General features: G+C 69.0%; 14 protein-coding genes. 10 read left to right on the top strand and 4 right to left on the bottom strand.

Annotated elements, in window-relative coordinates; translation table 11 throughout:
• Positions 1-28: 28 nt before the first annotated feature.
• The 8 genes from O9344_RS08160 to O9344_RS08125 all read left to right on the top strand — a co-directional run bounded on the left by O9344_RS08160 (position 29) and on the right by O9344_RS08125 (position 9,968).
• Entirely contained in the window at positions 29-1,333 is a 1,305-nt protein-coding gene (locus O9344_RS08160) for an Hsp70 family protein (protein WP_298475039.1), read from the top strand.
• Positions 1,334-1,425: 92 nt separating this feature from the next.
• Entirely contained in the window at positions 1,426-2,391 is a 966-nt protein-coding gene (locus O9344_RS08155) for an NAD(P)-dependent oxidoreductase (protein ID WP_298475037.1), read from the top strand.
• A 94-nt stretch (positions 2,392-2,485) separates the two neighbouring features.
• A complete protein-coding gene (locus O9344_RS08150) occupies positions 2,486-3,841 on the top strand; it encodes an aspartate aminotransferase family protein (RefSeq protein ID WP_298475035.1) in 1,356 nt (451 codons plus the stop codon).
• The gene (locus tag O9344_RS08145; protein ID WP_298475033.1) at positions 3,841-4,602 is read left to right on the top strand and encodes an SDR family oxidoreductase; all 762 of its coding nucleotides are present in this window, start codon (positions 3,841-3,843) and stop codon (positions 4,600-4,602) included. Before O9344_RS08150 ends, O9344_RS08145 begins: the two co-directional genes overlap by 1 nt.
• Positions 4,603-4,801: 199 nt before the next feature.
• Positions 4,802-6,415 carry an ABC transporter substrate-binding protein gene (locus O9344_RS08140; RefSeq protein WP_298475031.1) on the top strand — a complete coding sequence of 538 codons (1,614 nt, stop codon included), beginning with the start codon at positions 4,802-4,804 and terminating at the stop codon, positions 6,413-6,415.
• Between the two features lie 6 nt (positions 6,416-6,421).
• Positions 6,422-7,453 carry an ABC transporter permease gene (locus tag O9344_RS08135; protein ID WP_298475029.1) on the top strand — a complete coding sequence of 344 codons (1,032 nt, stop codon included), beginning with the start codon at positions 6,422-6,424 and terminating at the stop codon, positions 7,451-7,453.
• The gene (locus O9344_RS08130) at positions 7,450-8,295 is read left to right on the top strand and encodes an ABC transporter permease (RefSeq protein ID WP_298475027.1); all 846 of its coding nucleotides are present in this window, start codon (positions 7,450-7,452) and stop codon (positions 8,293-8,295) included. The genes O9344_RS08135 and O9344_RS08130 overlap by 4 nt, the downstream gene beginning before the upstream one ends.
• Complete coding sequence (locus tag O9344_RS08125) at positions 8,292-9,968, top strand: ABC transporter ATP-binding protein (protein ID WP_298475025.1); 1,677 nt, start codon at positions 8,292-8,294, stop codon at positions 9,966-9,968. Before O9344_RS08130 ends, O9344_RS08125 begins: the two co-directional genes overlap by 4 nt.
• A gap of 45 nt (positions 9,969-10,013) precedes the next feature.
• On the opposite strand, the gene O9344_RS08120 is transcribed toward O9344_RS08125, so the two are convergent.
• The 3 genes from O9344_RS08120 to O9344_RS08110 all read right to left on the bottom strand — a co-directional run bounded on the left by O9344_RS08120 (position 10,014) and on the right by O9344_RS08110 (position 15,123).
• On the bottom strand, positions 10,014-11,450 hold the full coding sequence (locus O9344_RS08120; RefSeq protein ID WP_298475023.1) for an NAD(P)/FAD-dependent oxidoreductase: 1,437 nt from the start codon (positions 11,448-11,450) through the stop codon (positions 10,014-10,016).
• Between the two features lie 80 nt (positions 11,451-11,530).
• On the bottom strand, positions 11,531-13,117 hold the full coding sequence (locus tag O9344_RS08115) for a hydantoinase B/oxoprolinase family protein (RefSeq protein WP_298475020.1): 1,587 nt from the start codon (positions 13,115-13,117) through the stop codon (positions 11,531-11,533).
• Complete coding sequence (locus O9344_RS08110; protein ID WP_298475018.1) at positions 13,114-15,123, bottom strand: hydantoinase/oxoprolinase family protein; 2,010 nt, start codon at positions 15,121-15,123, stop codon at positions 13,114-13,116. Before O9344_RS08110 ends, O9344_RS08115 begins: the two co-directional genes overlap by 4 nt.
• A 225-nt stretch (positions 15,124-15,348) precedes the next feature.
• Between O9344_RS08110 and ilvD the strand changes: the two genes are divergently transcribed.
• Together ilvD and O9344_RS08100 are read left to right on the top strand one after the other, a co-directional pair.
• Complete coding sequence (gene ilvD, locus O9344_RS08105) at positions 15,349-17,190, top strand: dihydroxy-acid dehydratase (protein WP_298475016.1); 1,842 nt, start codon at positions 15,349-15,351, stop codon at positions 17,188-17,190.
• A 138-nt stretch (positions 17,191-17,328) separates the two neighbouring features.
• Positions 17,329-18,552, top strand: coding sequence for an MFS transporter (locus tag O9344_RS08100; RefSeq protein WP_298475014.1), 1,224 nt, complete (start codon positions 17,329-17,331; stop codon positions 18,550-18,552).
• On the opposite strand, the gene O9344_RS08095 is transcribed toward O9344_RS08100, so the two are convergent.
• Entirely contained in the window at positions 18,553-18,837 is a 285-nt protein-coding gene (locus O9344_RS08095; protein WP_298475012.1) for an SEL1-like repeat protein, read from the bottom strand. It abuts the gene before it with no gap.
• Between the last annotated feature and the right edge of the window lie 156 nt (positions 18,838-18,993).

Raw genomic sequence — 18,993 nt, 5'->3', positions numbered from 1 at the left:
CCGCTTTCCCGCGAAGGATCCCAAGCCCGTGGCCGAGCCTGCCCCGCTGTCGATCGGCATCGATTTCGGCACGACCAACACCGTCATCGCGGTAGCGGGCGATGACGGCCGCGCCGAGGCGGTCACATTCCGCCATGGCGAGGCCGAGCTGAAGGGCTTCGTCACCGCGCTCTGCTACTGGCAGGAGCGGGCCGGCGGCCGGGTCACCACCCGTGTCGAGGGCGGCCCCTTCGCCATGGACCAGTTGATGGCCGGCGGCGGGCCGCAGCGCTTCATCCAGTCGTTCAAGACCTTCGCGGCCAGCGCCAGCTTTCAGGAAACGCGCATCTTCGGCCGCACCACCCGGTTCGAGGACCTGGTCGTGGACTTCATCGGCACCGCCTCGCGCCGCGCCGGCCGCCCGCTCGACCTTTCCGCGGCGCGGGTGCAGATCGGCCGCCCTGTCCGCTTCGCCGGCACCCATCCGGACGAAGCTCTGGCGATGACACGCTACCGCGCAGCCTTCGGCCGGCTCGGCCTCCCTGACGCCCACTATGTCTATGAGCCCGTCGGCGCCGCCTTCTTCTACGCCCGCGCCCTCGACCACGACGCGACGGTGCTGGTCGCCGATTTCGGCGGCGGCACCTCCGACTTCTCGGTCATGCGCTTCGAGCGGAAGGACGGCCGCCTCGCCGCGACGCCGCTCTCCCATGCCGGCATCGGCATTGCCGGCGACAGTTTCGACTACCGCATCGTCGACGCCATGGTCTCGCCGGCCCTCGGCAAGGGCTCGTCCTATCGCTCGCTCGACAAGGTTCTGACCGTCCCGAACCGCTACTACGCCAATCTCGCCCGCTGGCATCAGCTCGCCATGATGAAGTCGAACGGCGACCTCGCCGGCCTCCGCGACCTGGAGAAAGTCGCACTGGAGCCAGAGGCACTGCGCCGCTTCATCGACGTGGTGGACTACGATCTTGGCCTCGCGCTCTACCGCGCGGTGTCGGAGGCGAAGGTGGCGCTGTCATCGGCCGACGAAGCGCAATTCCGCTTCGTCGCCGACGACGTGTCCATCACCGGCACCATCGCCCGCGCCGATTTCGAGGGCTGGATCGCCGAGGACGTGGCACGGATCGGTGCGACCGTGGACGAGGCGCTCGCCCGCGCCGGCGTCAGCGAGAAGGCCATCGACCGCGTCTTCCTCACCGGCGGCACGTCCTTCGTCCCCGCCATCCGCCGCCTCTTCACCGACCGCTTCGACGCCGAGCGCCTCACCCAGGCCGACCAGTTCGAATCGATCGCCTATGGCCTCGCCCTGATCGGCCGCGAACCGGACGCGGCGCGTTGGGCGGCCTGAGGCCCGCCTCCCGCGAATGCCCGCCCCGCCTTGCGGTCCGTGGTGACCGACGCCACGCCAACCCATGATGGTGGGGTAACGGGGGGTGCGACGTGACCATTCTCATCACCGGGGGAACCGGCTTCGTCGGCGCGGCGACTGTCGATCATTGCGCCCGGGCGGGCGAGAAGGTCGTGGTGCTCGCCGCCCATGCGGCGGAGCCAGGCTGGCTGCCGAAGGGCGCGGAGGTGCGCATCGCCGATATCCGCGACGCCGAAGCCCTCGCCGCCGTCATGCGCGAGCGCCGGCCGCGCGCCGTGATCCATGGCGCAGCCATCACTGCCGGCCCCGAGATGGAGCGGGCAAACCCTGAGCGCATCGTCTCGGTCAATGTCGGCGGCACCGCAGCGGTGCTGAAAGCCGCCGCCGAGGCCGGCTGCGGTCGGGTGGTCATCTGCTCCTCGGCGAGCGTCTATCCCCTCGCCAAGGGCGACGCCGAGCGCTTCCGCGTCGACCGCGACCCGCCCGCCCCCGCCGCCCTCTACGGCCTCACCAAGAAGATGGCCGAGGAGGTCGCGACACGGCTCGGCGCGGTCTATGGCATCACCACCCCCATCCTTCGCATCGCGGGCGTCTATGGCCCCTTCGAGCGCGACACCGGCGTGCGCGAGATCCTCTCCGCCCCGGCACAGGTCGTGGCGGACGCACTCGCCGGCCGGCCGACACGGCTGACCCGGCCCGGCTTCGGCGCCTGGCTCCATTCACGCGACGCGGCGGCGGCGCTTTCGACGCTGGCCGTGGCCGGTTTCGCCGAGGCCGCGCCGATCTTCGATCTCGGCGGCCCGGAGGTGTTTTCCATCGAGGCCTTCTGCCGGGAGATCGCGCCGGCCTTCCCCGGCTGGAGCCATGCCATCGATCCGGACCATGCGACGGTGCGCTACCAGATCCCGGCGGACCGGCCGGGCAGCGATTTCGCCCGCCTGGCGGCGGCCACCGGCTTCACGCCGCGCTTTGGCCTTGCCAATGGCGCCGCCGACTACCTCGCATGGCTCAAGCGGACATCGGCTACCGCCGGTTGACGCTTGGGCATGGCTGCCAGGGCAGCCATGCGCCGGGCGGGGTTTGACCCCGGTCGAACCTCTCCCCTAGCCTCCATGCCGTGGGGAGCGTCACATGGACGATGTCGGCCACCGCTGGCTCAACCAGCATCGTGCGGGTCAAAGACTGCCGCGGGCGGTCGGCGGCGAAGGCATCTTCGTCCATGATGAGCATGGTCGCCGCTTCCTCGACGGTTCCTCGGGCCCTGCCCTCTTCTGCCTCGGTCACGGCCATCGCGAGGTGATCGAGGCGATCAAGGCGCAATACGACCGCCTCTCCTTCGGCTACACCGCCGACTTCACCTCCGATCCCATCGACGCGCTCGCCGAGACCATCGTCGAGCAGGCGGGCGGCGGCCTCTCCCGCGTCTCCTTCGTCTCCGGCGGCTCCGAGGCGACCGAGACCGCCATCAAGATCGCGCTCCAGTATCACCTCGCCCGCGGCCATGCGGGGCGCACCCATTTCTTCGCCCGCCGCCAGTCCTGGCACGGCTACACGATGGGCGCCCTGTCGCTCTCGGGCCATCCCGCCCGCCGCAGGCCCTATGTCGGCGCCCTCATGCCGGTGACGCATCTGTCGCCCGCCAATGACTACCGACCGCCGGCAGGTGTTAGCCGCGAGGGCCTCGTCGACCACCTCGCCGCCGAATTCGAGCGCGAGATCCACCGCGTCGGCGCCGAACGCATCGCCGCCTTCTTCTTCGAGCCGGTGGTGGGCGCCGCGGGCGGCGCCGTGCCCGCGCCCGAGGGCTATGCCCGGCGGATGCGCGAGATCTGCAGCCGCTACGGCATTCTCATGGTCGCCGACGAGGTCATGTGCGGTGTTGGCCGCTGCGGCACCTGGCGCACCCTCGCCCATGACGGCGTTGCGCCGGACATCATGGTCACCGCCAAGGGCCTTGCCGGCGGCTATGCCCCGCTCGGCGCGGCGCTGATGACGGAAGAGGTCTATCGCACCATCGCCGACACGTTCGGCACCATCGCGTCGGTGCACACCTATTCGGGCCATACCGCGGCCTGCGCCGCCGGCCTTGCCGTCCAGAAGGTCATCATCCGCGACAGCCTCGTCGAGAAATGCCGCACCGACGGCACCTATCTCATGCAGGCGCTCGGCCAGGCCTTCGGCCAAAACCCGCATGTCGGCGATATCCGCGGCCGCGGCTTCTTCGTCGCCGTCGAACTGGTCAAGGACCGCGACGGCAAGGTGCCCTTCGCCCCCGAACACGGGCTGCACAAGCGCATCAAGGACGAAGCCTTCGCCCGTGGCCTGCTCTGCTATCCCTCGCCGGGGACAGCCGACGGCCATGCCGGCGACCACGTCATTCTCGCCCCGCCCTACATCATCACCCGGCCGGAGATCGACCGGATGGTCGAGCTCCTGAAGGACGCCGTGGATGCGGCTCTCCTGAGCCTGCCGAAGGACGCCGCCTGATGCGCCTCGCCAACAAGGTCGCGGTCGTCACCGGAGGCGGCTCGGGGATCGGGCGGGCGGTGGCGCTCACCTTCGCGCGCGAGGGCGCCCGCCTCGCCCTCGTCGACCGCGATGGTCCCGGCGCCGAGGAAACGGCCCGTCTGGTGGCGGAAGCCGGCGGCGAGGCCATGGTCCGCATTTCCGATGTCGGCGAGCCTGGCAGCGCCGATGCCGATGCCGCGGCGGTGCTCGCCCGCTTTGGCCGCATCGACATCCTCTATGCCGGCGCCGGCTTCTCGGTCGGCGGCACGGTGCTGACCACAAGCCCGGAGGACTGGGATCGCGTCTTCCGCGCCAATGTCGGCGGCACCTGGCTCTGGGCGCGCGCCGTCGTGCCCGCCATGAAGGCCCAAGGGGGCGGCGCCATCGTCACCACCGCCTCACAGCTGGCGCTTGCCGGCGGATCGGGCAATGCCGCCTATATCGCCGCCAAGGGCGCCATCCTCAGCCTCACCCGCACCATGGCGCTGGACTTCGCGCCCGACCGCATCCGCGTCAACGCGGTCGCGCCGGGCGCCATCGACACGCCGATGCTGCGCCGCTCCTTCGCCCGCAACGCCGATCCCGCCGCCGCCGAGGCCCGCTCCGTCGGCCGCCATCCGCTGCGCCGCCTCGGCCGCCCCGAGGAGATCGCCGAGGCCGTACTCTATCTTGCCAGCGACGCCGCTGCCTTCACCACGGGGACCACCTTGGCCGTGGATGGCGGCTGGCTTGCCGGCTGAGGCTGCCCAGCCTTTGGGCAGAGACTGATGGCGCGCCTGACAGGCGCACAGGAAGGATGAGCGTTTCGCCGGGCCTGCCGGCGGAAGAACGGGCATGTCGTCGGCCGACCGTTTCGCTGGGCGATACGATCGTGCTGGTACGGAGATTGCAAACATCGTCACGAAGGGCTTGGGCCCGCTGGTCAACGGAGACTGCGTCATGAAACTCGACCGTCGTAACCTCCTGGCGGGCGGCGCCGCCCTTGCCACGGTGCCGCATCTTGGCCGCGAGGCCTTCGCCCAGACCCGCGCCGAAACCTTGCGCCAGGTCACCGGCAACGCGGTCAACACGCTTGACCCGACCATGCCCGGTTCGACCCGCGAAGCCTTCGGCATCAGCGTCAACATCTATGACCGTCTGGTTTCCTTCGGCAAGAAACAGACCCCGGCCGGCTGGGTCTTCGATCCCGACAACATCCGTGGCGAGCTCGCCGAGAAGGTGGTCACCTCCGCCGACGGCATGACATTCACCTTCCACCTGCGCCGCGACGCCAAGTTCCACGACGGCACGCCTGTCACCGCCGAGGACGTGAAATGGTCGCTTGACCGCGCCGTCTCGGCCAGGTCGCTCGCCGCCGCCCAGATCCAGACCGGATCGTGGACAAAGCCCGAGCAGTTCAAGATCATCGACCAGTACACGGTCGAGGCGAAGGTCGATAAGCCCGACCGCCTGGCGCTGCCGAACCTCTGCACGCTCTACTGCATCATCTTCAATTCGAAGGTGGTGAAGAGCCATGCCACCGCCGCCGATCCGTGGGGCCAGGAATGGACCAAGACCAATACGGCCGGCTCGGGCGCCTACATCCTCGAGTCCTTCCGTCCCGGTGAGCAGGTGATCCTGCGCCGCAACGACGCCTGGAACCGCTCCATCGACGGCAAGCCGGCCGGCTTCCGCCGTGTCATCTGCCAGACCATTCCGGAGGCCGCCACGCGCGCCAGCCTGATCGAGAAGGGCGACGCCGACCTCTCCATCGACCTCGCGGCCTCGGACGTCGCGACGCTTGCCAGCCGCGGCACCGTCAAGGTGATCTCGACGCCCCAGTTCAACGCCTTCTCGATGATAGCGTTCAACACTCAGGCCGCCCCCTTCAACAACAAGAAGCTGCGTCAGGCCGTGGCAGCCGCCCTGCCCTATGGCAACATCTTCAAGGCCGCCCTGTTCGAGCGCGGCGCGCCTCTGTTCGGCGCCAACTGGACCGACACCCCGCCGAGCGGCATTTTCCCGCAGCCGATGCCGCTGAAGCAGGACGTTGCCCTCGCCAGGAAGCTGCTCGCCGAGGCCGGCTTCCCGAACGGCCTTGACACGCCCTTCGCGTTCAATGTTGGCGCGGCCGCGATCGCCGAGCCCATGGCAGCCCTGATCAAGGAATCACTCGCCGCGATCAACATCCGCGTCGACATCCAGAAGCTGCCCGACGCCCAGATCTCTACGATGGTCACCGAGAAGAAGCTGCCCTTCTTCACCGAGACCTCGATCGCCTGGCTGCCCTCGACCGACTACTTCTTCCGCAACTTCTTCACAGGAAACCAGCGCTGGAACTATTCGTCCTGGGACAATGCCGAGATCGTGGCGCTCGCCGAAAAGGCGCGTTTTGAGATCAATGCCGCGGAGTATGAGAAGCTCTGCAAGAAGATGATCTCCATCCTCGCCGAAGAGGTTCCGGTCCTGCTGCTGTGGCAGCCGAACCAGGATGCCGTGATGCCGAAGAATGTCGAGGGCTACGTCTACGGCTATCACCGCCAGGTCGACTATCGCGACATGAAGCGAGCCTGATCAGCCATGGGTCTTGCGGTCTCCATCGCGCGGCGCGCCGGGAAACGGGTCGTCTCGTCCCTCCCGGCGCTGTTCGGAGTGGTGATCTTCACCTTCCTCCTGATGCGCGTGCTGCCGGGCGATCCCGCGATCTTCTTCGCCTCCGGCCCCAATGCGGGTCAGGCCGAGATCGAGCAGATCCGCCAGCAGATGGGGCTCGACAAGCCCGTGCCTCAGCAATTGCTGCTCTATCTGCGCGATATCGGCACCGGCAATCTCGGCCGATCCATGACCACCGGCCAGCCGGTGGTCACTGACCTCGTGTCGCGTCTGCCGGCGTCGCTGGAACTGACCTTCGTGGCGCTCATGCTGGCGCTGATACTGGCACTGCCGCTCGGCATTCTGGCGGCGCTGCGCCCGAACTCGCTGATCGACAACATCGTCCGGATGATCTGCACGCTCGGCGTCTGCGTGCCGACCTTCGTGTCCGGCCTGCTGTTCATCTTCGCCTTCTATTACATTCTGGGCATCGCCCCTGATCCGACCGGCCGCATCGACATTTTTGCGGGTCAGCCGCCGACCATCACCGGCTTCCTCCTGATCGACGCGGCCGTCGCCGGGGATTGGGACGCCTGGCGCTCGGCAGCGCGCCAACTCATCCTGCCAGCCTGCACGATGGCGCTGTTCGTGCTGGCCCCGCTCGCCCGCATGACGCGCGCCTCCATGCTCGCGGTGCTCACCAGCGACTTCGTGCGCACCGGTGAGGCCCTCGGCCTGTCACGCCGCCGCGTCGTGCTGGTCTATGCTCTGCGCAACGCGCTGCTGCCGGTGCTCACCATCATGGGCATCGTCTTTTCCACGATGCTTGGCGCCAACGTGCTGGTGGAAAAGGTCTTCTCCTGGCCGGGCGTCGCCTCCTACGCGCTCGACGCCCTGCTCTCCTCCGACTACGCGCCCGTCCAGGGCTTCGTTCTCCTGATGGCGACCATCTTCGTGATGGTGAACCTGACCGTCGACGTGCTCTACGGTCTCGCTGACCCCCGGATATCCATCGAATGATCGCCGTCCTGCGCCATACCGGCTGGGTCCTGCGCGGCAATCCCGTGACCATGGTCGCCAGCTTCGGGGCCTTGGTCCTGATCACGCTGGCGATTGTCGGTCCGTGGATCGTGCCCTACGACCCGACCGCTTCCAACGTGCCGAACGCCCTGATGCCGCCCTCGGCCGCCCACTGGTTCGGCACCGACCAGCTCGGCCGCGATGTGTTCTCGCGCGTCATCGCCGCCACCCGCCTCGACCTTGCGATCGCCGCCTCCGCCGTCTCCCTCTCCTTCGCACTCGGCGCGATGATCGGCGCCTTCTGCGGCTATACCGGCGGACGGCTCGACCGCTGGGTCGGCCGCTTCGTCGACGTGCTGATGGCCTTCCCGCTCTTCGTGCTCGCCATGGCCATGGTTGCGGCACTCGGCAACCGCGTCGAGAACATCATCTACGCCACCGCCATCATCAACCTGCCATTCTACATCCGCTTCGCCCGCGCCGAGGTGAATGTCCGGCGCAATTCCGGCTGGGTGGAAGCGGCGCGCGCCTCCGGCAACAGCCACGTGCGCGTGGTCATGCTGTTCCTGCTGCCCAACGTGCTGCCGGCCATGGCGGTGCAGATCTCGCTCAACCTCGGCTGGGCCATCCTCAATGCCGCCGGCCTGTCTTTCCTCGGCCTTGGCGTGAAGCCACCGACCCCGGAATGGGGCATCATGGTCGCCGAGGGCGCGCGCTTCATCACGACAGGCAAATGGTGGCTCGTCGTCTTCCCCGGCGCGGCGCTGATGACCGCCGTGCTCTGCTTCAACCTGCTGGGAGACGGGTTGCGCGACATTCTCGACCCGCGGATGCGCACATGACCGCCCCGCTCCTCACCATCGAGGACCTCAAGGTCACCTTCTCCACCCGGAATGGACCAGTGGAGGCGATCAAGGGCGTGTCGCTGTCGCTCTCCGCCGGCGAAAGGCTGGGCATCGTCGGGGAGAGCGGGTCTGGCAAGTCCGTCACCGCCTTCTCGGTGATGCAGCTCCTCGACCGCGCGGGGAAGATCACCGGTGGGCGCATCACCTTCCGCGGCCAGGACATCACCAACGCCTCGCGGGGGATGCTCCAGCCGCTGCGCGGCGCCGCCATGTCGATGATCTTCCAGAACCCGCGGGCGGCGCTGAACCCGATCCGCACGGTTGGCCTGCAGATCGCCGACGTGCTGCGCGCCCACGAATCCCTCTCGGCCAAGGAAGCCCGCGCCCGCGCGCTGAAGCTGCTCGAGGCGGTGATGATCCGCGATCCGGAGGCGCGGCTCGACGCCTATCCGCACGAGCTCTCCGGCGGCATGTGCCAGCGCGTCATGATCGCCATGGCGATCGCCTGCGAGCCGACCCTGCTCATCGCCGACGAGCCGACCACCGGCCTCGACGTGACGACGCAAAAGACGGTGATGGACCTGCTCGCCGAGATCACAGCGCGGCGCGGCATGGCGATGATCCTCATCACCCACGATCTCGGCCTCGCGGCGCAATACTGCCAGCGCGTCGCGGTGATGGAAAAGGGTCTGGTGGTCGAAGAGGCGGTGCCCGCCACGCTCTTCGGCGCACCGACCCATCCCTATACCCGCCGGCTGGTGGCGGCCTCCCCCACCCGCCATTCCACGGTCGAGAGCCTCGTCGTCGACCGCGAGGCGGCCCCGCCCGCACCCGCCCGCATCGCACCGCGTCCGGGCTCCGAGCCGCTGCTCGCGGTGCGCAACTGCGTGAAGGTCTTCGACAACGGCTTCCGCGGCGTCGACGACGTCTCCTTCAGCCTTGCGCCCGGGGAGAGCCTCGGCCTCGTCGGGGAATCCGGCTCGGGAAAAAGCACGCTGTCGCGCATCGTCTGCCGGCTGATCGACGCCTCGGAAGGCACGATCACCTTCGACGGCGAGGATATCGGCGGCATTCCCTCGCGCGATTTCTACCGCTCGCGCTTTCGCCGGGACATCCAGATCGTCTTCCAGGACCATGGCGACAGCCTCAATCCGCGCTTCTCCGCCTTCGACGCCATCGCCGACCCGCTGCGCCTGCTCGGCGGCGTGCAGGATGGCCGCGAGCTGCGCCGGCAGGTCGAGGATTGCGCCCGCCGCGTCGGCCTGCCGGAGGAGTTCCTCGACCGCTTCCCCCACCAGCTCTCGGGCGGCCAGAAGGCGCGCGTCGGCATTGCCCGCGCGATTGCCGCGAAACCCCGGCTACTCGTTCTCGACGAGCCGACGGCAGCGCTCGACGTGTCGGTCCAGGCGGTGATCCTCCACCTGCTCGACCGCCTCAGGCGCGAGACGGGCCTCGCCTATCTCTTCGTCAGCCACGACCTCAACGTCGTGCGCATGATGTGCGAGCGCACCATCGTGCTGCAGAAGGGCCGGATCGTCGAGGAAGGCCCGAGCGGGCCGCTCTTCACAGCGCCGTCTTCGGACTATGCGCGCGAGCTCATCGCCGCCATCCCGCATTTTGATCCGGAAGCGGCGCTGGCCCGTCAGAAGGCCCTGGCGACGGCGGTGTGAGGGACGGCGCCATCGCAACCGTCAGTCCGGCCGACCCGATACCCTCTACTCCGCCGCCTGCCCCAGCCCCTGCACCGTCTCGCGCACATTCGCCTGGACCACGTCATAGGCGAGGAAGGCCTGCCAGTTCGCCTCCACGTCCGCTGCAAACAGCCCCTTGGTGATACCATCGACCAGCCGCGGCACGGCCGTCGTCATGGCGTTGATGGACGAGCCGGACGGCCCGAAGCTCATCGTCGAGGCGATGGAGAACAGGTGCACATGGGCGATCCAGGGCGTCTTGCCCGGCACTTTCTCCATGAACTGGTAGTCCGGCGACAGATAGGGGAAGGCGCCGAGCCGGTCGTTGCGCTCATCCTCCGGCGGCGCATAGCGATCGGCCCAGGTGAGGATGTTGTCGTGGAAGGCGGAAAGCTCCGGCTTCGCCGAGAAATCCATGGCGATGCCGGTGCCGGAAATGAGGAAATCGGCGGCGAACTCGCCCTGCGGCGTCGTCACCACGGCACGGCCGCCCTCCGCCCGCGCATGGGTCCAGGGCGCGCCGGTATGCAGCACGAAATTCCGATGCGACGCGCAGCGGTCATAGGTCGCCTGCGGGAACCCCTCGCGGAGCCCGAGAACGCGGGCCATGAAGCGCCAGCGCCATTCATCGTCGAGATCAGCGAGATGTTTCATGAAGCCGCGGAAGGTGATCCAGCGATAAGGCTGGATGACCTGCGGCTCCAGCCGCCGGCAGAACAGATGCACGGACGCTGCCCCCGCCTCCAATGCGGTGGCGGCATTGTCGAGGGCCGAGGCGCCGGCGCCGAGCACGGCCACGACCTTGCCCTTCAGCGCCGCGAAGTCGATGGCATCGGCCGTGTGGGCGCGCAGCGGCTGCGGCAGGGCTTCGATGAAATCCGGCATCCACCAGCGCCCCGTGGATTCCTGCCCCGTCGCCAGCACGACCTTGCGGGCATGGATGACCCGCTCGCCTCCAGGTCCCCGCACCCGCGCGGCGATCAGGCCGCCGGCATCCTCCAGCGACAGGAGCTCGGTGTCGTTGTCCACCGTGACGCCCGTCACAGCGCGCACGAACAGCAGATAGGCGTTCCAGTCCTCGCGGGTGATGAGGTCGAGGGCGCGCCAGTGGTCGGCGCCATAGCGCGCCTCGTGCCAGGACTGGTAGGTGAGGCTCGGAATGTCGAGGTCCGGCCCGGTGAAATCCTTCGGACTGCGCAGCGTTTTCATCCGCGCATAGGTGACCCAGGGTCCTTCCTCGCCGCGCGGCGCCTTGTCGATCACCAGCACATTGTCGACCTTGGCACGCTTCAGGCCGAAGGCGGTGACGACGCCGGACTGCCCTGCCCCGACGACGAGCACGTCGAGCGCCGCAGAGCCATCCGGTGCCCGCCGCGGCGTCAGCCAGCTGGCGCGGGGATGGGCGATCCGGTCGAGATCGTCGCGGATGCGGGTGGCGAGGGCGGCTGTGGCGTCTGTCATCAGGGTCTCGGGTCGCAACGCGAGGGAACGGCCGGTTCAAGGCAAGATGCGGGCCCGACAGTGCGACGCCCGCGCATGGCTCACAAGCCCGTCGCGGGCACGCCAAAGCCACCGCCGCCGCAGCCCTCCAGCGTCACGAGGTCGCCGGCGCGCAGCAGCAGGTTGGCCTTGCCGGGAAGCACCTCGCTCGCGCCGTCCCGCGTCAGCGTGATGCGATAGGGCGCGCCGGGCTCGCCGCCCATCAGTCCATAGGGCGGCATGACCGTGCGCTCGACGCAGGTGGTGAGCCAGAGGCTCGGGGCGAGCACCCGATAGGCGCGAATGACGCCATCCCCGCCGCGATGGCGGCCGGCCCCGCCGGAGCCGCGGCGGATCGCCTGCCGCTCGACGCGGATGGCATAGTTCGCCTCGATCATCTCGGCCGGCGTGTTGGAGGTGTTGGCGAGGTGGACGCGCGTCGCCGGGCAGCCGTCGCGGTCGTGGCGCGCCCCCTCCCCGCCGCCATGGACCTCGTAGAGCATCCGCCAGCCGCCATCGGCGAGCGGCTCGGCGAAGGCGAGGAGGCCGGAGGTCGCAGGTCCCCCGGCGGTGAGCCGATCGGGGATGACGCCTTCCATGGCGCGGATGACGGCATCGACCACGCGCATGGAGGTCTCGTGGTTGCCGGCCGCCACCGCCGCGTTCCAGCCCGGCTCCAGGATCGAGCCGGGACGGGTGATGATGGTCAGCGGGCGCAGCGCCCCGGCATTCTGCTGCATGTCGCGTCCGCTCATGATGCGCGCGGCATAGGCGACCGCCGAGCGAGCGATGAAGGGCGTGGTGTTGCAGAAATTGGCTACGCGGTCGGCCGAGCCCGAGAGGTCGAAGGTCGCCTCGTCGCCTGAAATGGTGATGCGCACATGGATGCGGGCGGGCGCGCCGTCCGGCCCGCCATCGTCGAGGAAATCCTCGCCCTCATAGGTGCCGTCCGGCAGGTCGGCGATGGCCGCCCGCATCTCCGCTTCCGACAGGTCGTGGAGCCGCCCCATGGCGGCGATGAAGACATCCGTGCCATGGGCCGCGCAGAGGTCGCGGATGCGCCGCTCGGCCGCCTGCGTCGCGGCAAGCTGGGCCATCAGGTCGCCCTCGCAGGAGACGGGATCGCGCACATTGGCGAGGATGAGGTCGAGCACCCCTCGCTCGATGCCCTTGGCCGTCGCGATGGTCAGCGGCGGAATGCGCATCGCCTCCTGGAACGTGTCGAAGGCATCGGCGAGATAGCTGCCCGGCCAGGTGCCGCCGACATCGGGCCAATGGGCGAGGCTCAGCGCGAAGGCAACGAGGCGCCCATCGACGAAGACCGGCCGGGCGATCTTGACGTCGTTGAGGTGGTTACCCCCGAGCGCCCCGACATTGTAGATGATGGCGTCGCCGTCCCTCAGGCCCGCCGCAGACCGCACCTTCAGCAGCTCGCGCACGGTGTAGGCCATGGCGCCCAAATGGATCGGGATGTCCTTGCCCTGGCCGACAAGGCCGCCCTCGGCATCGGTGATGGCGGAGGAGAGGTCGCCGGCCTCGCGCAGCAGCGGCGAGCGCGCCGAGCGCGTCATGACAAGGCTCATTTCCTCCGCCGCGGCGGAGAGCCCATGGCGGATGACCTCGACGACGAAGGGATCGAGCGGGGTCATGCTGCGGCGCTCCGGGTGAGGACGAGATTGCCGCCGGCATCGGGACGCACACGCCAGCCTGGCGGCACGACCACCGTGGACCAGGCGTCCTCGATGATCGCGGGGCCATCGACCTCCAGGACCAGCGTCTCGCGCGGCAGGATGCGCGTCGCGACCGGGCCATCTGCACCAAAAATGCAGTCCCGGCTCCGCGCCGCCACAGCCGGCCGGCCGACATCAGGGCTGAGCACGGCGAGGGACGAGGGCCGCGTCGCCTTGATCCGCAGCGCCTCGATCACCACCGGCTCGCCCGTTGCATAGCCGAAGAGCTCGCGGTGGCGGGCGTGGAAGGCGGCCTCCAGCCGGGCCGGATCAAGCGGCATGGCGAAGCCGAGGGGGATGGCCTCGCTCTGCGCCGCATAGCGCATCAGCGCGACATGCTCGACGGCGATGTCATCAGGGGCGACGCCGCCGGCAAGGAGCGGCGCCTCGGCCTCTGCCACCATCTCGGCAACGCGCGCGCCAAAAGCCTCGGCGGTGAGGTCATTCAACGCCAGTCGCAGGGTGCGCTGCTGGAGGAAGGACAGGTCGGCGGTGAGGCAGCCGAGCGCCGAGAAGGCGCTGGAAGCAGCCGGCACGACGATCTCTTTCAGGCCGTAGAGATCGGCAAGGCCCGTCGCGTGCATCGGACCGCCGCCGCCGAAGGCTAGCAGCGTGCAGTCGCGCCCATCGATGCCACGCTCCACCGTGACCCGGTTGAGCGCCCGCGCCATGGTGGCGTTGGCGACCTTGACGATGCCGAGGGCCGTCGCCTCGATGGAGAGGCGAAGGGCGGTGGCGACGGGCGCGAGCGCGGCGCGGGCCGCCTCCACATCGATGCGGATCGTATCGCCAAGCACGGCCTCGGGATCGAGATAACCGAGGACCGCATTGGCGTCGGTGATGGTGGCGCGGGTGCCGCTCCGGCCGTAGCAGGCAGGCCCCGGCACCGCACCGGCGCTCTTCGGCCCCACGGCGAGGCCACCGGGCCCGAGGTCCACCAGAGATCCGCCGCCTGCACCAATGGAATGGACGGCGAGCATGGGCTGGCGCAGCGGCCGGCCGCCCATCATCCGTGTGTCCGTCATCTCGGCGGCACCATCGACGATGAGGCAGACATCGGTGGTCGTGCCGCCCATGTCGAAGGTCAGCACCCGCGGCAGGCCGAGGTCGCGGGCGATCCGCACAGAGGCGGCGACACCCGCGGCCGGGCCCGACATGGCCATGACTAGCGGCCGCCGCTTCACCGCCGGCACCGGGACCATGGCCCCCGCCGAGTGGAAGACCTGCAGGCCCGCGCCGATGGGCAGCCTCAGCTCGAGTTCGGTCAGGTAGGTGACCGCGATGGGCATGGCCGCCGCATTGAAGGCCGTGGTCGAGGCGCGCTCATATTCCCGCGCCTCCGGATTGATCTCATGGGACAGGCACAGATGCGGCACGACGCCGGCGAGGCGCTCGGCGAGCCGCTTCTCATGGGCCGGATTGGCATAGGAATGGAGCAGGCAGACCGCGACGCTCTCCACGCTATTGGCGGTCAGCCAAGCGATCAGCCGGTCGATCTCGGAATCGGCGAGCGGTTCCAGCACCTCGCCCTTGGCGTCCATCCGCTCGGCGATGCCGAAGCACAAGTCCGGCGGCACCAGCGGCGGCGCTTTCGGGCGCACATCCAGCCGGTAGAGGTCCTGCCGTCGGTAGCGGGCGATCTCCAGCACGTCCTCGAAGCCGGCGGTGGCCACCAGCGCCACTTTCGGCAGGCGCTCCTCGACCAGGGCGTTGGTGACCCGCGTCGTGCCGTGGACGAAGCGGCGCACGTCGCCCGGCCCGAGCCCGACCGCTGCCAGCGCCTCCATCATGGCGGTGACGGGAGCATCGGGCCGCGAGGGCACCTTGGCGATGCGGGTGTCCGCGCCTCCCGCATGAACGGCGATGATGTCGGTAAACGTGCCGCCGATGTCGGTGCCGATGTCCCAGGTCCTGGTGCCGTCCATGCTCACGCACTCATCCGTCGCGCCGGTGGCGATGCCACAGGCTGCGCTTCCGTAAGCGAGCGGCGAACCACCGCCGCCGGATGGCTGCCATGCCCACCGGAGCTACCGGCTGGCGGGATGACGGCCGCGACCTCCCGCCCCTTCTCCTCGCTTCCTGGAACGGCTAAAGGCTGGCCAACGGACCCATGCGGCCCGGCCAGAAGACGCCCCAACCCGGAAACGACCATGCCCGCCTATCGCTCGCGTACCTCCACCCATGGCCGCAACATGGCCGGCGCCCGCGGCCTCTGGCGCGCCACGGGCATGAAGGACGACGATTTCGGCAAGCCGATCATCGCGGTGGCCAATTCCTTCACCCAGTTCGTGCCGGGCCACGTGCACCTGAAGGACCTCGGCCAGCTCGTCGCCCGCGAGATCGAGAAGGCCGGCGGCGTCGCCAAGGAATTCAACACCATCGCCGTCGATGACGGCATCGCCATGGGCCATGACGGGATGCTCTATTCCCTGCCCTCGCGCGAGATCATCGCCGACAGCGTCGAGTACATGGCGAACGCCCATTGCGCCGACGCCCTCGTCTGCATCTCCAATTGCGACAAGATCACGCCCGGCATGCTGATGGCCTCGATGCGCCTCAACATCCCAACCGTCTTCGTCTCGGGCGGCCCGATGGAAGCCGGCAAGTTCATCGCCGAGGGCGTGCTGAAGAAGGTCGACCTCGTCGATGCCATGGTCGCCGCCGCCGACGAGAACGTCTCCGACGAGGAGGTCGCGGTCATCGAGCGCTCGGCCTGCCCGACCTGCGGCTCCTGCTCCGGCATGTTCACCGCCAATTCCATGAACTGCCTCACCGAGGCGCTCGGCCTGGCGCTGCCCGGCAACGGCTCGGTGCTCGCCACCCATGCCAACCGCGAGCGCCTCTTCGTCGAGGCCGGCCATCTCATCGTCGATCTCGCCCGCCGCTATTACGAGCAGGAGGATGCCAGCGTCCTGCCGCGTTCCATCGCCTCGTTCACCGCCTTTGAAAACGCCATGACCCTCGACATCGCCATGGGCGGGTCGACCAACACCGTGCTGCACCTGCTGGCGGCGGCTCATGAGGGCGAGATCGGCTTCACCATGGCCGATATCGACCGCCTGTCGCGCAAGGTCCCTGTGCTCTGCAAGGTCGCGCCCTCGGTCGCCAACGTCCACATGGAGGACGTTCATCGCGCCGGCGGCATCATGGCGATCCTCGGCGAGCTCGACCGCGCCGGCCTCATCAACACCGCCGTGCCGACGGTCCATTCGCAGAGCCTCGCGACGGCGCTGACGCGCTGGGACGTGACGGTGTCCGATGCCGAGAGCGTCCACACCTTCTATTCAGCCGCGCCCGGCGGCGTTCCGACCCAAACCGCCTTCAGCCAGAACCGCCGCTTCGCCGAGCTCGACCTCGACCGCGAGAAGGGCGTCATTCGCTCCGCCGAGCATGCCTATTCGAAGGACGGCGGCCTCGCCGTGCTCTTCGGCAACATCGCGCTGGACGGCTGCATCGTGAAGACGGCGGGCGTCGATGCCTCGATCCTCACCTTCTCCGGCCCGGCACGGATCTTCGAGAGCCAGGACGCGGCGGTGGACGCGATCCTCACCAACAAGATCAAGGCCGGCGACGTGGTGGTCATCCGCTACGAGGGCCCGCGCGGCGGCCCCGGCATGCAGGAAATGCTCTATCCGACCAGCTATCTGAAGTCGAAGGGCCTCGGGAAGGCCTGCGCCCTCGTCACCGACGGCCGCTTCTCCGGCGGCACATCGGGCCTCTCCATCGGCCATGCCTCGCCGGAGGCGGCGGAGGGCGGCGCCATCGGCCTGGTCGAGGAGGGCGACATGATCGACATCGACATTCCGAACCGGTCGATCAATGTCCGCGTCTCCGACGAGGAACTGACCCGCCGCCGTGTTGCCATGGAGGCCCGCGGCAAGGCGGCCTGGCTGCCCGAGGCGCCGCGCAAGCGCAAGGTGACGACCGCCCTGAAGGCCTATGCGGCGCTGACCACCAGCGCCGCCAAGGGCGCGGTGCGACAGGTCAACTGAGGCCCGAGGGCAACCCGCAGCCCTCCACCTCGCGCAGGGCGGCCAAGCCGGCCGCCCATTGACCACGCCGGGCTTCTGCCGCCCAATCGGGCATGACGCCGTGCATCGCGAACACGGCGCGTGGCCCGAGGAGCCCCCGTGACAAGCCCCCCCGTCGCTGCGGCGGCTTCGCCCGCCGTCGACCGCACATCCTTCGGCGTCCTGGCGGCCCTCAGCCTCTGCCACCTGCTCAACGACGTCATGCAGTCGCTGGTGGCGGCGCTCTATCCGGTGCTCAAGGCCAATTACGACCTCGATTTCGGCCAGATCGGCCTCATTGCCTTCGTGTTCTCGGGCACCGCGTCGATCTTCCAGCCGCTCGTCGGCCTCTACACCGACCGGCACCCGCTGCCCTACTCGCTAGCCGCCGGCATGGCCTTCTCCTTCTGCGGTCTGCTGCTGCTCGCCTATGCGACCAGCTTTCCGTTCCTGCTGCTCGCGGCCGGCCTCGTCGGCTTCGGCTCGGCGGTCTTCCACCCTGAATCCTCGCGCATGGCGCGCCTCGCCTCGGGCGGCCGGCACGGCCTCGCCCAGTCACTGTTCCAGGTCGGCGGCAATGCCGGCACGGCACTGGGGCCGATCGCCGCCGCCTTCATCATCCTGCCGCGTGGCCAGGAGAGCGTTGCCTGGTTCGGCGTCCTGGCGCTCACGGGAATGCTGATCCTGGTGCGGGTCGGCGGCTGGTACGCCCGCCATCGCGCCGCACAGGCGAAGAGGCCGGCGCCGGTGAAGCCCATCGCCCTGCCCCGCCGCACTGTCGTCGGCGCGCTGGTCGTGCTCGGCTGCCTCGTCTTCTCGAAATACGTCTATATGGCGAGCCTATCGAGCTACTACACCTTCTACGTCATCGAGAAGTTCGGCGTTTCGGTGCGCGACGCGCAGCTTCTGCTGTTCATTTTCCTCGGCGCGCTGGCCGCCGGCATCGTGCTCGGCGGCCCCATCGGCGACCGCTTCGGCCGCAAGCCGGTCATCTGGGCCTCGATCCTCGGCACCCTGCCCTTCACCCTCGCCCTGCCCTACGCCAACCTTCTCGGGACGGCCATCCTCACGGGCATTATCGGCCTGGTCATGGCCTCGGCCTTCACCGCGATCCTGGTTTTCGCGCAGGAGTTGGTCCCGGGGAAGGTCGGGATGATCGCCGGGCTGTTCTTCGGCTTCGCCTTCGGCATGGGCGGGCTCGGTGCGGCGGTGCTCGGCCAGATCGCCGACCTGCGCGGCATCGAGTTCGTCTACTGGATCTGTTCGTTCCTGCCGGCCATCGGCCTGCTCACGATCTTCCTGCCCGACGTGGAGAAGGAACGCGCCCGGCTGGCCGCCGCCTGATCAGGCGGTCACCGGGCCCTTGGAATCGAGCCAGGCCCGCGCCCAGCTGAGCGCCTGGGCGATCTCGTCCCGGCTCATCTCGGCGGCCACCTCCTGGCGCTGCACCGCGGCCTCGCGATCGCCGCGCATCGCCGCGATGTTGAACCACATATGGGCGGCGACGAGGTCGCGCGGCACGACACGGCCGGCGGCATAGAGCGTGCCGAGTTCGCGCGGCGGACGGTTCTCAAGCTCTTCAGGCGCAATCGACGGGGCATCCGCCTCGGCGAGGAACATCACGGTCATCGCATGATCTCCCATGACTGCACGGCCCGGGGGGCGGCCGCGGTTGACCCAATGGCGGCGAGTTTGCTTCCCATAGGTCAATGATGAATTAACGCTACGAGATCCTGAATGGCCGTCCCATCGACGGACGGCGGAGTGGACGCCCGCCCGGGCTGG

The sequence above is a fragment of the Phreatobacter sp. genome (assembly GCF_027532945.1).
GTDB lineage: Bacteria > Pseudomonadota > Alphaproteobacteria > Rhizobiales > Phreatobacteraceae > Phreatobacter.
The sequence above is the reverse complement of the archived record's forward strand: the minus strand, read 5'-3'. Positions and strand labels throughout refer to the sequence as shown.

Bases quoted from the DNA above. Each gene is read 5' to 3' on its own strand.
- O9344_RS08150 (WP_298475035.1), top strand. From the start codon at position 2,486: ATGGACGATGTCGGCCACCGCTGGCTCAACCAGCATCGTGCGGGTCAA.
- O9344_RS08145 (WP_298475033.1), top strand. From the start codon at position 3,841: ATGCGCCTCGCCAACAAGGTCGCGGTCGTCACCGGAGGCGGCTCGGGG.
- O9344_RS08140 (WP_298475031.1), top strand. From the start codon at position 4,802: ATGAAACTCGACCGTCGTAACCTCCTGGCGGGCGGCGCCGCCCTTGCC.
- O9344_RS08135 (WP_298475029.1), top strand. From the start codon at position 6,422: ATGGGTCTTGCGGTCTCCATCGCGCGGCGCGCCGGGAAACGGGTCGTC.
- O9344_RS08130 (WP_298475027.1), top strand. From the start codon at position 7,450: ATGATCGCCGTCCTGCGCCATACCGGCTGGGTCCTGCGCGGCAATCCC.
- O9344_RS08125 (WP_298475025.1), top strand. From the start codon at position 8,292: ATGACCGCCCCGCTCCTCACCATCGAGGACCTCAAGGTCACCTTCTCC.
- O9344_RS08120 (WP_298475023.1), bottom strand. From the start codon at position 11,450: ATGACAGACGCCACAGCCGCCCTCGCCACCCGCATCCGCGACGATCTC.
- O9344_RS08115 (WP_298475020.1), bottom strand. From the start codon at position 13,117: ATGACCCCGCTCGATCCCTTCGTCGTCGAGGTCATCCGCCATGGGCTC.
- O9344_RS08110 (WP_298475018.1), bottom strand. From the start codon at position 15,123: ATGGACGGCACCAGGACCTGGGACATCGGCACCGACATCGGCGGCACG.
- ilvD (WP_298475016.1), top strand. From the start codon at position 15,349: ATGCCCGCCTATCGCTCGCGTACCTCCACCCATGGCCGCAACATGGCC.
- O9344_RS08095 (WP_298475012.1), bottom strand. From the start codon at position 18,837: ATGACCGTGATGTTCCTCGCCGAGGCGGATGCCCCGTCGATTGCGCCT.